This is a genomic window from Streptomyces sp. 71268 (genome assembly GCF_029392895.1).
Taxonomy (GTDB): domain Bacteria; phylum Actinomycetota; class Actinomycetes; order Streptomycetales; family Streptomycetaceae; genus Streptomyces.
The window spans coordinates 916,557-932,201 of sequence record NZ_CP114200.1 but is presented as its reverse complement, the minus strand read 5'-3'; the positions used below and the strand labels follow the sequence as shown (position 1 = coordinate 932,201).

General features: G+C 72.3%; 10 protein-coding genes. 8 read left to right on the top strand and 2 right to left on the bottom strand.

The window, feature by feature from the left end:
* Window positions 1-2 precede the first annotated feature (2 nt).
* Window positions 3-653 carry a 4'-phosphopantetheinyl transferase superfamily protein gene (locus tag OYE22_RS03355; protein WP_277319006.1) on the top strand — a complete coding sequence of 217 codons (651 nt, stop codon included), beginning with the start codon at window positions 3-5 and terminating at the stop codon, window positions 651-653.
* Here the strand turns inward: OYE22_RS03355 and OYE22_RS03350 are convergent.
* Window positions 644-2,080, bottom strand: a complete 1,437-nt coding sequence (locus tag OYE22_RS03350; RefSeq protein WP_277319005.1) for a class I adenylate-forming enzyme family protein — start codon at window positions 2,078-2,080, stop codon at window positions 644-646. The genes OYE22_RS03355 and OYE22_RS03350 overlap by 10 nt on opposite strands.
* A gap of 264 nt (window positions 2,081-2,344) precedes the next feature.
* Window positions 2,345-3,421: an alpha-hydroxy acid oxidase gene (locus OYE22_RS03345; RefSeq protein ID WP_277319004.1), complete on the bottom strand. Its 1,077-nt coding sequence runs from the start codon at window positions 3,419-3,421 to the stop codon at window positions 2,345-2,347.
* Window positions 3,422-3,597: 176 nt separating this feature from the next.
* Here OYE22_RS03345 and OYE22_RS03340 point away from each other — a divergent pair, with 176 nt between their 5' ends.
* The 7 genes from OYE22_RS03340 to OYE22_RS03310 all read left to right on the top strand — a co-directional run bounded on the left by OYE22_RS03340 (window position 3,598) and on the right by OYE22_RS03310 (window position 15,574).
* A complete protein-coding gene (locus tag OYE22_RS03340; protein ID WP_277319003.1) occupies window positions 3,598-4,242 on the top strand; it encodes a TetR/AcrR family transcriptional regulator in 645 nt (214 codons plus the stop codon).
* Window positions 4,243-4,330: 88 nt separating this feature from the next.
* Window positions 4,331-5,281 carry an alpha/beta hydrolase gene (locus tag OYE22_RS03335; protein ID WP_277319002.1) on the top strand — a complete coding sequence of 317 codons (951 nt, stop codon included), beginning with the start codon at window positions 4,331-4,333 and terminating at the stop codon, window positions 5,279-5,281.
* A 3-nt stretch (window positions 5,282-5,284) separates the two neighbouring features.
* On the top strand, window positions 5,285-6,625 hold the full coding sequence (locus tag OYE22_RS03330) for a PLP-dependent aminotransferase family protein (RefSeq protein WP_277319001.1): 1,341 nt from the start codon (window positions 5,285-5,287) through the stop codon (window positions 6,623-6,625).
* A 110-nt stretch (window positions 6,626-6,735) separates the two neighbouring features.
* A complete protein-coding gene (locus OYE22_RS03325; RefSeq protein ID WP_277318999.1) occupies window positions 6,736-7,338 on the top strand; it encodes a TIGR03086 family metal-binding protein in 603 nt (200 codons plus the stop codon).
* Between the two features lie 3,302 nt (window positions 7,339-10,640).
* On the top strand, window positions 10,641-12,425 hold the full coding sequence (locus OYE22_RS03320) for an NAD(P)/FAD-dependent oxidoreductase (RefSeq protein ID WP_277318998.1): 1,785 nt from the start codon (window positions 10,641-10,643) through the stop codon (window positions 12,423-12,425).
* Window positions 12,422-13,831 (top strand): cation:proton antiporter, encoded by a 1,410-nt coding sequence (locus tag OYE22_RS03315; protein WP_277318997.1) that lies wholly within the window; start codon window positions 12,422-12,424, stop codon window positions 13,829-13,831. The genes OYE22_RS03320 and OYE22_RS03315 overlap by 4 nt, the downstream gene beginning before the upstream one ends.
* Window positions 13,832-14,050: 219 nt before the next feature.
* Window positions 14,051-15,574 (top strand): FAD-binding oxidoreductase, encoded by a 1,524-nt coding sequence (locus tag OYE22_RS03310; RefSeq protein WP_277318996.1) that lies wholly within the window; start codon window positions 14,051-14,053, stop codon window positions 15,572-15,574.
* Window positions 15,575-15,645: the final 71 nt, after the last annotated feature.

Here is a 15,645-nt window from a genome sequence, read left to right as displayed (position 1 = left end):
TCATGGATGGGCACCCGGGGCCGGCCCCGGACACGGTGACGGTGCTGTGGTGCACGACGGACGGGGACGAGCGCCGCACGGCGCACACCCTGTTGCTCCGGGCCGCGGCGCGGATGCTGCGCGTCCCGGTGTCAGGTCTTCGGTTGGACCACGAACCCGGCGGTCGTCCCGTCATCGGCGGGGTCGCCGAGGCGCCGCGGGTCAGCCTTGCTCATGCGCGCGGGGCGCTGGCCGTCGCCTTGACCGGCCGGACCCCGGTGGGGGTGGACGTGGAGGTGGTGCGCGGGCTGCGCGCCGACGCGCTGGCCCGGTCCTGGCTGCACCCCGCCGAGGCGGAGTGGGTCACGGGCCTGCCCGAACGGCAACGGTCGGTGGCCTTCTTGTGGTTGTGGACGCAGAAGGAGTCGGTGGGCAAGGCGCGGGGCCAGGGGCTGCGGCGTGGCGGCATGAGCCGACCGGTGCCGCTGCCGGAGCGGTGGCCGCCCGCCGGGTCGCTGGCACCGCGCCCCCTGCCGGGGGCCGCGGACCTGACCTCGTCGGCGGTCATCGTGGGGGAGGGGCGCTACGTCCTGGGGTTGGCGCTGGAGGGAGCGGTGCGGGCCGATGCCGTCCGGACCCGGGTACGCCGGGTCGACGCGGCCGACTACGCCTGAGCCGCCCCGACCGAGGCCGCCGCGCGCACCGCGGCGCGCAGCGCCTCCGGGTCGCGCACCGGCTTGCCCGTCGCGGTACGTGGGAGCGCGGGCAGCAGGTGCAGCGTTCGCGGCCTCTTGTACGGGGCCAGGCGCGCGGCGAGCGCGTCGGTGAGGGCCGCGAACGCGCCGGGCTCGCGCACGGTCACGAAGCCCTCGATGCCCGTGCCCCGCACCACCACCGCGTCGGTGACGCCGGGCAGCGCCGCGAGGGTGGCCTCGACCTCGGCGAGGTCGACCTTGAGGCCGCCGACGGAGACCTGCGCGTCCAGCCGGCCGTGCACCGTGAGCAGCCCGCTGGCCGGGTCGATGGCGCCCGCGTCCTTCGTGCGCAGCCAGCCGTCCACGAACCGGGTCCGGTCGGTGCGACCCACGTACGGGCTGGCCGGCAGGGCGAGCAGGATCTGGCCGTCCTCGATCCGCACCCGCATGCCGTGCACCGGGGCAAGCCCGGGGGCGTGCGCACCGCGCACGTCGGCCGCGATGACGCCCACCTCGGTCATGCCGTACATGACGCCGAGCTCGGCGCCGAACCCGCGGGTGAAGCGCTCCCGCACGCCGGGCTTGACCAGCTCGCCGCCCACGATCATCCGGCGCAACTGCCGTAGCTTCGGCGGTGCCCCGGCCGCGGCGAGCATCGCGGCCTGTGAGGGCACGCCGAGCAGGGTCGTCGGGCCGTCTCCCGCCGCGACGGCCCGTACGACGCCGTCGAGCGTGTGGGTCCGGGGCAGCACGACCTGCGAACCGGTGGCGAGCCCGCTGAGCAGCCCGCCGACGAGTCCGAGTACGTGGATGACCGAGGCCAGCACCACGGTGCGCTCGCCCCGGCCGGGGTAGTCGTCGAGCCGTGCGTACCGGTCGAGCTCGGTCAGCAGGCTCTCGACCGTGCGGCCGATGACCTTGGACGGGCCGGTCGATCCCGAACTCAACTGGAGGAGGACGTGCGGGGTGGCGGCCGGGCGACCGGTGGCCGGCGCGGTGATCCGCGAGCGGACGTCGACGTACCCGCGCAGCGTGCCGGTGACCGCTTCGGTCGGCTCCGCGACCACCTGCGGGGCGAGCAGCGTGAGCGCCTCGTCCACCTCGTGGCGCGTCAACCGGTAGTCGAGCAGTGCCACTTGGGCGCCGGAGCGCCAACCGGCCAGCATGGTGACGACACAGCTCAACGACGGCGGCAGCCGGACGGCCAGCGAACCACCAGCCGCCAGGCCGGCGGCGCGCAGCCGCCGCTGCTCGTCGGCGACGAGCCGGCGCAACTCCGCGCGGCTGACCGGGCCGCCCAGATGGAGGGCGACGTCCTGCCCACTTCCCCCGAGCAGTACGTCATCGACCCATTCCCCGCCGCCACCAACAGGCAGATCGGGCGCCGATCTATCAGCTTCCCCCACCGGAATCTCTCCCCTGTAGCAGATGTCGAACCATCCGAGCCGCCAGGGGACAACGCCGTCCTTTGACGAATACGGATGCGTGCGCCGCCATGTTTCCCCACCCGGCGGCAAGATTCATCGTTGCTCACTACCATTCAGTAATCAAGCGAAGTTCTTCGTGAAACCCTGTAGCTGATGCGGTAGTTATTCGCGGGCAGCCCGAAATTCCCTTTCGCCAGCCGGCGAAAGGGAATGCGGGACGATTGGCCATCCGGGGTTGTCAGTTCATTTCCGCGCAATTCCCGAGCGGTGGAACGCGTGCACGTCAGGGGCTCCCATCAGGGCCATGACCTCGTCGAACTCGCGCATGAGGGTGCTCAGGACGGCCTCGACGCCGTCGCTTCCGGAGTGCGCGAGACCCCACAGGACCGGGCGGCCCACAAACGCCGCGTCGGCCCCCAGGCACAGTGCCTTCGCGATGTCCGCCCCGTGGCGGATGGACCCGTCGATGATGAGCTGGCAGCGCCCGGCGACGGCGTCGGCGATCTCGGGCAGGGCGTCGGGGGCGGGCGTCGCGAAATCGAGTTGTCGGCCGCCGTGATTGGAGATGACGAGAGCGTCAACGCCGTATTCCACGGCGAGTTCGGCGTCCTCCGCGGTGAGTACGCCTTTCAGGACCAGGGGCAGTTCGGTGCGTTCCCTGAGCCAGGACAGGTCCTTCCAGGTAATCGAGGAGTCGAACTGTTCCAGGGCGTGGCGCGCGATGGCGGACTCGCCCGCGGCGGCGCTGTGGGTGGCCGTCATGACCGTGGGGTCGATGTTCGCCGCGCGGACCCCGGCCGGCAGGGCGAAGCCGTTGCGCACGTCGCGCGGGCGGTAGGCGATCCGGGGCGCGTCGACGGTGAGGACGAGCGCGCGGTACCCGGCCCGCTCGGCCCGCCGGATTAGGTCGAGCATCGGCTCCCGCCGCCGTAGCCAGTAGAGCTGGAGCCACAGCGGGCCGCCGGCCACGGCGGCGATCTCCTCCAGGGTGCGGCTCGCGAACATGCTGACCGTCAGGAGTGTGCCCGACGCGCCGGCCGCCCGCGCCGTGGCCAACTCGGCGTCTTCGTGAGCCAGTTGATGGTAGGCCATGGGCGCGATGCCCAGCGGGGCCGGCAGCGGCGAGCCCAGGAGCGAGGTGTCGGGGCGGCAGTCGGAGACGTCGACGAGGCATCTCGGGCGCAGCGAGAGCCGGTCGAGCGCCGCGCGGCTGGCGGTCAGCATCGACTCGGTTCCGCTGCCGCCGGCGAGGAAGTCCCATACGGGTCGCGGTAATCGCTCCCTGGCTGCGGTCTCGTAGTCGTAGAGCGTCGACTCCACTGGCGCATCCCCCCGCCGTCACTCGCTTCGCGTGCTTCGACCCTGTACGCCAACTAACCGCACGTGCGTACACTAACCGAACTCTCCCACATGTCCGCACGGTCGTCCACTTAGTCGGGTGGGCGCTCGGCGAGACGCAGCGGCACCCCCGGTGGGAGGCATCGAGGAGGTTTCCCTTGACGACGACGCACCCGGACGGACGGATCGAACGCGGCAACCAGACGCGGCGGTTGGTCCTCGAACGAGCCGTCAACATCGCATCGGTCGAAGGGTTGGAGGGGCTCTCACTCGGCCGGCTCGCCGGCGAGCTCCAGCTCAGCAAGAGTGGCGTGTTCGCCCTGTTCGGCTCGAAGGAGGAGCTGCAACTGGCCACCGTACGCACCGCGATCAAGATCTACGTCGAGCACGTGGTGCGGCCGGCGCGCGATCTGCCTCCCGGCATCGGCCAGATATGGCGCCTGTGCGCCAACTGGCTCACCTACTCCGAACAGCGCGTCTTTCCCGGCGGCTGCTTCTTCTACTCGGTCTCGGCCGAGTACGACGCGCGCGAGGGCAAGGTGCGCGACGCGGTCACCGCGGCGCACGGCAACTGGTTCTCCCTCCTTGAGGGGGTCATCGCCGACGCCCAGCGGGTCGGCGAGGTCCGTACGGACACCGACATCCCCCAACTCGCCTTCGAACTCGTCGCCCTGCTGGAGACGGCCAACGCCGAATCCGTCCTGCACCACAACTTCACCTGCTACCAACGGGCGACCAACGGCATCCGCAACCGCCTGCTCGGCGTCGCCACCGACCCGGCGCTCCTCCCCGACACACCCTGACGCGACCAGCGACCCGCGACCCGCGACCCGCGACCGCACCGCGACCTACGGCCCAGGTTCCGGGCCGTGGCCACGACACGGAGAGACCATGCCCCTTGAACCACACACGCAGGCCCTGTACGACCGGCGCGCCGCGCGGGACGTCCGCCCCCTGTACGCCATGACGCTGGCCGAGGCCAGGGCGGCCGACCTTGCCGCCATCCAGGCCGAGGCGGGCGAGCCCGAGCCGGTCGAGCGGGTCGTCGACGCCGGCTTGGCGGGTCCGGCGGGCCCGCTGCCGGTGCGCGTCTACCGCCCCACGGGCGAGGGGCCGTTGCCGGTGCTCGTCTACTTCTTCGGCGGCGGCTGGACGCTGGGCTCCCTGGAGAGCAGCGACGCCATCTGCCGAAGCCTGGCCAACGCGGCGGGCTGCCTCACCGTCGCCGTCGGCTACCGGCTCGCGCCCGAGCACCCGTTCCCGGCGGCCCCCCAGGACTGTTTCGCCGGCCTGCGCTGGGCCGCCGAGCACGCCCCCGGCTTCGGCGGCGACCCGAGCCGGCTGGCCGTCGCTGGCGACAGCGCGGGCGGCAACCTGGCCGCCGCCGTGACCCTGCTGGCCCGCGACGCCGGCGGCCCCGACCTGCGCGCCCAGGTGCTCGTCTACCCGAACACCGACCACCGCGCCGACACCCCGTCCCGGCGCGAGATCACCGACCCGCTGCTCTTCAACGACAAGTCGGTGCGGTGGTACTGGGACAACTACCTGCCAACCGCCGAGGACGGCGACGACCCGCTGGCATCGCCGCTGCGCGCGGCCGACCACGCCGGCCTGCCCCCGGCGCTGGTGATCACCGCCGAGTACGACCCGCTGCGCGACGAGGGCGAGGCGTACGCCGCGCGGCTGCGCGAGTGCGGGGTGAGCGCCGAGGCCGTCCGCTACCCGGGCGTCACCCACGGCTTCTTCGCCATGGCCGGCACCGTCCCCGCCGGCCGGCACGCCCTCGACCGGGTGGCCGCGTACCTGCGTACCGCCCTCGCCGACCCCGCGACCAAGGACTGAGCCGTGACCGAACCCAGCGCTCCCGTGGCGTACTCCCAGCCGCTGGCCATCGGCGACCTGCACGCCTCGCTCACCGACCCGCTGCTCGACGCGATGAACTTCCTGAACGAGGTCGTCGCCCGCTTCCCCGACGCGCTGTCCTTCGCCCCCGGCCGACCGGCCGAGGGAACGTTCGAGGTCGAGGACCTGCCGCGCTACCTGCGCGCCTACACCGACTACCTGGAGCGCGAACTGGGCTGGTCGCGCGAGCGGGTGCGCACCCAGCTCTTCCAGTACGGGCGCACCAATGGCGTGATCCACGACCTGATCGCCCGCACCCTGGCCAACGACGAGGGTATCCATGTGAGCCCGGAGTCGGTGGTGGTGACGACCGGCTGCCAGGAGGCGATGCTCATCACCCTGCGGGCCCTGTTCGCCCGGCCCGACGACACCCTTCTCGTCAGCTCGCCCTGCTACGTCGGCGTCACCGGTGCGGCCCGGCTGCTCGACATCGCGGTCGAACCCGTCCCGGAGGGCGCGCACGGCCCCGACCCCGACGAGGTGCTGGCTGCCGTGCGCCGCACCCGGGCGGCTGGCCGGCGTCCGCGCGCCCTGTACGTCGTGCCGGACTTCGCCAACCCGTCGGGCGCGAGCATGACCGTCGAGGCTCGAGGCCGACTCCTCGCGGTGGCGGCCCAGGAGGACCTGCTGGTCCTGGAGGACGACCCGTACGGCTTCTTCGTGCGCGCGGGCTCGGCCCGGCCCACGCTCAAGGCCCTGGACCGGCAGCGGCGGGTGCTGCACCTCGGCTCGTTCGCCAAGACCGCGCTGCCCGGCGCGCGGGTCGGGTACGTCGTCGCCGACCAGGAGGTCATCGACCCCACGGGGCGGCGTTCGCTGCTCGCCGACGAGCTGTCCAAGATCAAGAGCATGACCACCGTCAACACCTCGGCCGTCAGCCAGGCGGTCATCGGCGGGTTGCTCGTGGAGTCGGGCTGCCGGCTGCGGGAGGCCAACGCCGACTCCATCGCCCACTACCGCACCAACTTGTCCACGGTCCTCGAAGAGTTGGCGCGCCACTTTCCGGCCGAGCGGCGACGGGCGCTGGGCGTGGGGTGGAACGAGCCGGCGGGCGGCTTCTTCCTCGTCGTGGACGTGCCGTTCGTCGCGGACGCCAAGGCGCTGGAGCGGTCGGCGCGCCACTTCGGCGTGCTGTGGACGCCGATGGCCGACTTCTTCCTCGACGGCGGCGGCGAGCGCCAACTGCGCCTTTCGTGCAGCGCGTTGAGTCGGGACGAGATCGTGGAGGGGGTGCGCCGGCTGGCCCGTTTCATCGAGGCACAGGTGGCGGCGGGGGACGCGTGACGCGGTGGCGGGGGCCCGGCCGGTGGTGGTCGGGCCGTCCGTCCACCCTCATAACTATACGTACGGTCGTGCTATTGTCTTGGAGGTAACCGCTCGACCAAGGGGGCTGCATGGATATCCGCAAGCTCGACCGGACGGCTGTCCTGGAGACCGTGCGCGTCCTGGGCCAGGCGTCCGCACGCGACTGGGACCGGCCAACCCCGTGCGCGGAGTGGACGCTGCGCGAGCTGGTGGCCCACATGGCCGGCCAGCACCACGGGTTCGCCGCCGCGGCCACCGGCGGCGGGGCCGACCTGGCCGACTGGCAGCCCAGCGAACTCGGCGACGACCCGCTGGCGACGTACTGCACCGCCGCCGAGGCGGTGCTGCACGCCTTCGCCCGCCCCGGCGTGCTCAGCGCCGAGTTCGCCCTCCCCGAGATCAGCACCACCCGACGCTTTCCCGCGTCCCTCGCGATCGGCTTCCACTTCCTGGACTACGTCGTCCACGGCTGGGACGTGGCCCGCGCGCTGGGGGTGACCCTTGAGCTGGACGAGGAGACCGTGCGGGCCGCGGGGGCCATCGCGCAGCGCGTGCCGGACGACGAACGGCGCACCGACCCCGAGGCCCTCTTCAAGCCGGCACTGCCCGCCCGCCCGGACGCATCGGCCCTCGACCTCGTCCTGACGTCGCTCGGCCGTTCCCCGGAGTGGTCCGCCGCCGCGCCCCACTGAGAGCCCCCTCGGCGGGACCGGCCTCCGGCGCCGTGCCCCCGTCTCCCGCCCCATTTGGGGCCATCACCGCGCCCCGTCGCCTCGGGGCGTGGCGGGCCGAGCGGGCGGGCCGTGTGAGGGCGGTGCGTCGAGAACTCCGAAGCGGCGAGGGCTATTTCGGTATCCGGCGAAGGAGCGTGCGGATCATCCGTAGGGGGCCGCTTTCGCGCCCGTCTCGCGGATTCCTCCGAATCCGCGCGGGAAGTCCGGAAGCGACGTCCGGTAAGCGGCGCATAGGTACGGGGTTTCAGGGGCGGGCAACGGCGTGCGCGCGCCGGAGAACCCGTGGGGGCGCGAGTTCGCAAACGCGTCACCCCCGGGAAACGGACTGGCTGTTCGCCCGTCGGGCGCCCCTCGCCACGCGGTGTGGCGTGCGCTTTCGACATATCCTTCGCACATTTCTTCGGGCGCGCCCGACGCTTTGAGGCGAGCCGGGTAACTCCCGGTACCGGGGCGATGCCCGCGATGCGCCAAGGAAAGGGATATGTCGCGGGGCGTGGCCCGGGGGTGTCCGGCCCTGCCGATGTCAGAGATCGTCGAACGGGCGTTGGATTGCCGCGGATTGAGACCTCGGTTGGAATTCCGCGTGCGGGCCGCGAGGAGGTAGGCGGGCGCGGATACGGGCGACCGTGTGGGGAGCCGCAGGCTCGCCGAAAGGCCCCGCACCGCGGACCCGGAGCCGGCGTGCGGAGAGAGCGCGGGCCTCGCAGCCGCGTGCCCGCGCCGGTGCGGGCACGGCCCGGCGGGCCCTTCCGCACCGCGCCCGAGGCGTTACGCGGAGTGGCTTCGTGCGCCGGAGAAAAGGGTGCCGGGGCGAGCGGGCCCAGGGGCCGGCTCGTGAAACGGCGGAGCCATCCGCCCGAGACCGGATGGCGATCGGACGTAGCGAGCGCGACACCGGGTGGCGCATGCAGGCAGTTCCCGAGCGGGAATGCGATGGACGATGTCCAAGCCGCGAGGGCGAAAGTGCGGCGAGGGGCGCAACCACATCGATGCGAGGCCAGCTCCTACCACGGAGCGGAATTCCGTGCGTCGGAACGGCCCTTCACGGGGTCAGCCGGAGTGCGTCAACGCCAGCCGTTGGCCGTGCGCCGCTCTGTGCGTGGTCCGATTCGCCAGTACCTTCGCGGTGAGCGAGCGTACCGAAAACCGTGCCCCTGTCGCCCGCGCACCGTAAGGGGAATACGGCTAACCCCTCGCCCGCTGGTCGCATCGGGTGCGCTTACCGAAGGGCGTACGGAACCGTCCTCGACGGCTAGCGGAATGGCCGTCACCTTCCGTCGCGCGTAACGACGTGGATTTCGCCCGCTCCCAAAAGGCTTTACGGCATGCGTTGCTGAACCCGCACGACCGTCCTCGCCCCGCCCACCGGAAGACATTCCACCGCTTCCGTGGGGGCCGGCCAGGGGAAGCCCCCGGCCCTCGCCTGACCGCCCCCCCGCACGGATCAACCCCCCGCCATCCATGGGCCGCGCCCTCCGTCGCCGGCACCCGTCCGTACGCCCTACCGGCCCGTACGCGCCACTCGCGCGCCGCGCCCCTCGGTGCCTCGGCGTTCGCGCAGGCCGCAAGCGCGGCTCGCGGTGGTGTGCCCACCACCACGTCACCGGCGCCCGGTGGTTGGCGATGTCGGTGAGTCCCGACCAGACCAGGCCGCACCGGACCGGCGCCGGAACGCGTCGGTCCGTGGGGTACTACCCGAACCGGTCATCGTCGCGCAGGTTTTTCTTCCCGGAAAGGGGAATTCTGCTCGCCATCGCCAAACCACAGGGAAGGCGGAGGATTCCGCTTTATGTGCGGGGTTGCGGAATCGCGGAGTACGTGCTGTCGAGAGGGCCCGGGGGCAGCGAGGTGGCCGATCACTTCCCGCCGGTGTGGCGACGGGCCGCGCTCTCCGGGCGTGGCCGAACTCGCGCGGTGGGAGCTGAATGCTCCGTTCCTGTTGGCCTGGTTGAGTCGTGGCCGGGATGTGTCACCTAGGTGCCGAATATGGGGGCGGGAATTCCGCTCCCCGACAGTGGCAAGAAGCTGCAGCACACACCGCGACCCGGGCGCAGTAGCATTGCGTTCACTGGGGCTCGTCGGAACTCGATCGAATCGACGTGATGGGGCGGTGAATTGACGAATGGTCCTCCCGCAGCGCGGAAAAGTGTGGTACCCATTTGCTGAGCATAAAGTTATGCGCCAGTCAATCGAGAAGGGATGTCCCACGAGCCCCACGGCCACCCTCGCTGCACGCCCCGATCGTGATCCCGGCGGCGGTCGCGCCGTCTGTCGCTTCGCTGACATCGTTGGCACCCAGCCCTAGGGGCTCGACGCTCGACTGCTAACGGTCGAGTGGGAACGCTCGCCCGGCGCGTCCGTGAGTCCCGTCGGGCTCTGCCGCGCCGGCGGGAGCCGCGCCGGCTCGCCGTGGCGGACCCGTTGTCGTCCCTCCGACCCCACCCGGTGCCGGCCGCGCGTCGCCGTACCGGTGGACGCTCGTCGTGACTCCCGCCCTGGCCGACCCGACCGCGACGCCAACCCCGTTGACCACGGCCCCCGTTGAGACCGCACCACAGCCCCACCCTCCTTCCGGCCACGCTCCCGAAACCGTCAGCCGTCCTGCTCCCGCTTCCGCCACGCAACCCTCCGGGCCGTGCACACCGGAGTGATCACGTCTCCGGGCCCGTGGCCGACGGCGGGGCCCCGGCCGTTCCAGCCGTCCCACCCGGGCCGACTCCTTCGGCCGCCCCGCCCCGCTCTCCAGGGCTCGCCCCCCGGCACACGGGAAGGGCGGTCGCCCGCTCCCTCGGCGTGACCCACCACGCGCCACCCCGGACGCGCGGCTGAGAGAGAACGAGACCGACCGAGACCAAGCGCGACCGATCGAGACCAAGGGGGTCATCATCGCCATCCCGTACGACGTCCCGTGGCCGACCGCCACCCCGGCCCGGGACACCAGCCGGTCGGGCGCGCCGCGTGTCCGCGGCGCCGGCTGCCGGCCGTGCGGCCACCAACGGGTGCGTCCACGTGACCCGTTGGCTCCGCCGTGCCGGCCCCACCCGCCGCGAGCGCGGCGGACCGCTCCGTCCCGCCTCGGAGCGACCTGGCCGTGGCGCGCCACGGGAGTCGGCGCGCCCGGCCCGGGTCGGGCACCGCCCGGCCCGTTGGCAGACCACCCGCCGCGCGGCCTGCCGCCGTCGGCGGGGGCCCGGCGCGCGCGGCGCGCACGGCCGGTATCCCGTACGAGCATGTGAGAACCGTAAGAGAGGCATGACCGAATGAAGCCCTATTACGACGTGGTCATCATGGGTGGCGGGCCTGGCGGCTCGACCCTCGCGGCGCTCCTCATGAAGCAGGGGGGACTGAGCGTCGCCGTACTGGAGAAGGAGCACTTCCCCCGGGAGCACATCGGGGAGTCCTTCGCGCACCCCCTCATACCGGTGTTGGAGGAGAGCGGGGCACTCAACAAGGTGCTCGCCAGCGATTGTTGGGTGAAGAAGTTCGGCGGGATCTTCCAGTGGCGCGGTGAGGACCCGCACGTGGCCTACTTCGACCACGTCAACACCGTCCGGGACGGCGTCCACCGCTGGGCCATGCACGTCAACCGCTCGGAGTTCGACAAGATCCTGCTGGACCACGCGGCGGACGTCGGCGCCGAGGTCTTCGAGGGCGCCTCCGTGACCAAATGCGACTTACTGCCCGACGGCACCGGTCGCGAGGTGACGCTCAAGGACGGCCGCACGGTGCGTGCCGGCTGGTTCGTGGACGCCTCGGGGCGCCGGAACAGCATCGTCACCAACAAGAAGCGGGACTGGCTGTCGGGTTACCGCAACATCGCCATCTGGCAGCACTACCTGGGCGGGAAGACGACCCAGTCGTTGCCGGGGGACTGGAACATCTTCCGGGACAAGGACATCTCTCCCATCGGGTGCTTCGCCTTCCGTGACGGGTGGGCCTGGTACATCCCCGTCCCGAAGATCATCGACGGCGAGCGCGTCGTGACGCACTCCATCGGCATCGTCACCGATCCGGCCATCCTGAAGCGTCCCGACTGCGACTTCACCGACCCCGAGCTGTTCCTGCGCACCGTCAAGGAGGTGCCCAAGCTGCGGGAGCTGATCCAGGACGTGCGCGCGGTCGATCCCGACCGGATGCTCACGGCCACCAACTACTCGATGATCAACGACAGGTTCGCCAACCTCGACGAGCGCTGGGTGCTGCTCGGCGACGCCTCCTACTTCGTCGACCCGCTCTTCTCCTCCGGCGTGGCCTTCGCCACCAACCAGGCCGTTGCGACCGCCACGCTGCTCGGCCAGACGGCGAGCGGGGACGTACCGGAACAGGACGTGCGCGGCATGTGGCGGGACTACGACTCCGAGTGGCACGGCATGGCCGCCACCTTCGCGCTCTCCATCGACCAGTGGTACTACGCCATCGGCAGCGACAACCCCGACAGCGTCTACTGGAACAGCCGCGGCAAGGCGGGTTCGCTCGGCCTCACCACCGACCAGACCTTCCACGCCCTGCTCAACACGGCCTTCACGCCGGACCTGCTCCAGGTGCTCTCGGACGGCGAGGGAGTGGAGGGTCTCGACATCGACGGCCCGTTCATGACCGCCTACGCCGAGGCCAACTCGCTCAACCTGGGCCCGGGCGCCACGGTCAAACTGGCCGCCGGAGTCACGGTCACCTCCGGGCTCGGGCTCGACGTGCCCGGGTTCAAGGCGGCCGTCCCCCCGATCCCCGAGCTGATGAGCGAGGAGGAGCAGAAGGCCGCCGCGAAGTACTGGAGCGACCCGGTCCGCTACGCGGACATCACCCCGTCCTCCCTCGGCAGGACGCTGCCGTGCCACCGCTTCTTCTTCCAGGACGACCCCGACGGCCCGCAGGTGCGCGGCATCGACACCTGGGACGGCGCGGCCGAGATCGCCAAGCGGCTCAACAACGGCCCCGTCGGGTGGCAGGAACTCATCGGTTCGCTGGACAACGCGGGCCAGCGCTTCGTCCGTCGTCTGCTGCACGCCGGCATGCTCGACCTGGGTGGTGCGGGCGTGGCCGCATGAGCCTGGCCGAGGCCAGCAAGACCACCGACGCCGACCCCGACGGGGGCCGCCGGGTCGGCAGGCGCCAGCGCGTGCTGGGCTACGTCGCACTCGTCGCGCTCCCCGTCGTGGGGTGTGTCATCGCGCTCGTCGCCGCGCCCGGAGGTTCGGGCGCGGCGGCGGCCGGGCACAGCGCGAAGAGTTCCACCGCCACCCTGCTGCTCGCCGCGTCGGGCGTCCTCGCGGTCGCGCTCGGCGCGGGGGCGCTCGCGGCCCGCATCGGCCAACCGCGGGTCATGGGCGAGATCTGCGCGGGCCTGGCCCTTGGCCCCTCGGTCCTCGGCGAGCTTGGCCCCGGGGTCTCGGACTGGCTCTTCCCGCCCGACGTGGTGACCGGCCTGGACGCACTGGCCCAACTCGGCCTGGTGCTGTTCATGTTCGGGGTCGGGCAGGAACTGGTCCAGGTGCAGCAGTCCCGGATCGAGCGCGGGTTCGCCTTGGTGACCCTCGCCTCCTTCCTCGTACCGTTCGCCATCGGGACCGCCACGGCGCTGTGGCTGTGGGACGAGCACGGCGGGAGCTCCGGCGAGCCGCTGGCCTTCGCCCTGTTCCTGGGCTGCTCGCTGAGCGTCACCGCCTTCCCGGTGCTCGCCCGCGTGCTCACCGAACTAGGCCTGCTCAAGAGCCGCACCGGCCGGCTCAGCCTCTACGCGTCGGCGGTGGGGGACGGGGCCTGCTGGGTGGTGCTCACGGCGGCGCTCGCGCTCGCCACCGGTGAGGGCACGGGGGACCAGTGGTGGAAGCTGCTGGTCTTCGCCGGCACCACGGCCATGCTGCTCGGGCCCGTCAGGACCGGGCTCGCGCGAGTGCTGGACGGTCCCGTACGGTACTCGCCGGCCGTCGTCAGTACGCTGTGCGTCGCGGGCGTGGCGGCGTCGGCCGGGCTGACCGCGGCCCTCGGCATCCACCAGTTGATCGGCGCGTTCGTCTTCGGGCTGGCCTGGCCGCGCGCCACCAAGCGGGGCAACGGGGAGGCGGCGCTGACATCGGTGGCCACCATCGCCGGACTGCTGCTGCCGTTCTTCTTCCTCGGCTTCGGCCTCTCCCTCGACCTCGGCGACCTCTCCCTCAGCGCGGAGGGCGCCGTGCTGCTCGCCGTACTCCTCGTGCTGGCCACGGTCTCCAAGGTGGTCGGCGCGGGCCTGGCCGGCTATGTCGCCGGGCTCTCGCGCACCCAGGCGTTGGAGCTCGGGATTCTGATGAACACGCGCGGCCTGACCGAACTGGTCGTCCTCAGCATCGGCCACGAGGCGGGAGTGATCGGCACCCAGCTCTTCGTCGCGCTCGTGGTGGTCACCCTCGTCACCACCGCCATGACAGGGCCGGGGCTGCGGCTGCTTCGCGTGCTGCGCCCCGCGGGGTCCTGACCGGTGGGCCCGGGCGCACCCAGCGTCCGGGCCCACCCGCGGCGACCGCCGGCCCGCCCCGGGGCCGCCCGGAGCGGGCCGGGCGGCCGGCCGAGGGCGACACGCCCCGCCGGGGCCGCACGCGCTGGGCCGCGCCCAGGCCCCAGCGCCCCGACATCCGGACGGGCGCCCCACAACGGGCCCCGACCGCCCCTCACTCACGGATCTGGAGCGGAGCAGATGAATCACCCCCAAGGGGAGTCGTTGGACCACACGGACCAGGACAAGGCGATCGCGGCGTGGCGCGAGATCCTGGGCGCCGACGCGCTGGTGCGGGCGCCGGAGGAGTTGGCCGCCGCGGAGCGCAACACCTCGGCCTTCCCGCCCCGCGACCTCGTCGCCATCCTGCGTCCCAGGCGGGCCGAGCAGGTCACCGACGTCGTACGGGTGGCGCGCGAACACCGCGTACCGCTGTACCCCATCAGCACCGGGCGCAACTGGGGGCTCGGCTCGAAGCTCCCGGTCAGGCCCGGCGGCGCGCTGCTCGACCTGTCCGGCCTGAACCGCATCCGCTCCGTGGACACCCGCGGCCGGTACGCCGTGGTGGAACCGGGCGTCACCCAGGCACAGCTGGCCGACCACCTGGCCGAGCACGCCCCGAAGCTGGTGGCCAACGTGACCGGCTCGTCCCCCAACTCCTCTGTGATCGGCAACCTCCTGGAGCGCGGTACGGGCTTCCGCCGGCACCGGGCCGAGGAGGTGCGCGGACTCGAAGTGGTGCTGGGGTTGGGTGAGTTGGTGCGCACCGGCCTGTGGGCCGACCCCGGGGCGCGCCACGCCCACCACTACCGGCACGGCCTCGGCCCCGGGCTCGACGGGTTGTTCGTCCAGTCCAACCTGGGCATCGTGACGGCCGCCGTGGTGGACCTGTTGCCGCGCCGCGAGGAGCTGCGGCTGCTGATGTTCTCCTTCTCCGAGGAGGTGTTGGCGGGCGTCTTCGACACGGTCGGCGAGCTGTTCACCGCTGACGTGCTCCGGTCGATCGTCCATGTCTTCAACGACAAGCGCATCCTGTCGATGACGGCCAGCACCCAGGTGCCCACCTGGACCGGCGTGGTGGCCATCGACGGGTCGCGGGCCCAGGTGGCGCTCGCGGTGGAGGAGGCCAGCGCCGCACTGGCCGCCGCCGGGGCCGCGCCCCGGGAGGTCAGCGCGGAGGCGGTCGCCGGCGAGGCGGCCGATCCGCTGCTGAGCGCGATGTACGCGGTGCACTCCGGGCGCCCGTCCACCGCGTTCCTGGAGGGTCTACACCAGGCGACGGGCGCCACCACGGTGCCGGACGCCAAGGCCGTGGACGCCCTCGACGACTCCACCATCGGCTACCTGGCCTGCATGCCGGTCATCGCCGTGGACGGCGCGGCGGCCCAGGAACTGGTGGCCCTGGTGGAGGGCGTCTGCGCGGAGTACGCCATCGTGCCCGCCCTCGCCATCAACCCGATGAACGCCGACTACGCCGAAGTCGTCATCAACCTGTACTTCGACCGCACCGACCCGGACCAGACCCGCGCGGCACACGCCTGCAACGACAAGCTGTACCGACGGCTGTACGCGGAGGGCTTCCGCTTCTACCGGGTGGGCATCGACGCCATGGAGTTCCTGACGGAGCAGGACACGGCCCCGTGGGGCGTCATCACCCAGCTCAAGGCCGCGCTCGACCCGGCCGGCGTCATCGCCCCCGGCCGCTACTGCCCCACCACCGACTGACCCACCCGGCCCGCGGCGCGCCCCCACCACCGGGCCGCGCCGCGGCTGCCGGCCGTGCCCGCTACGGCCCG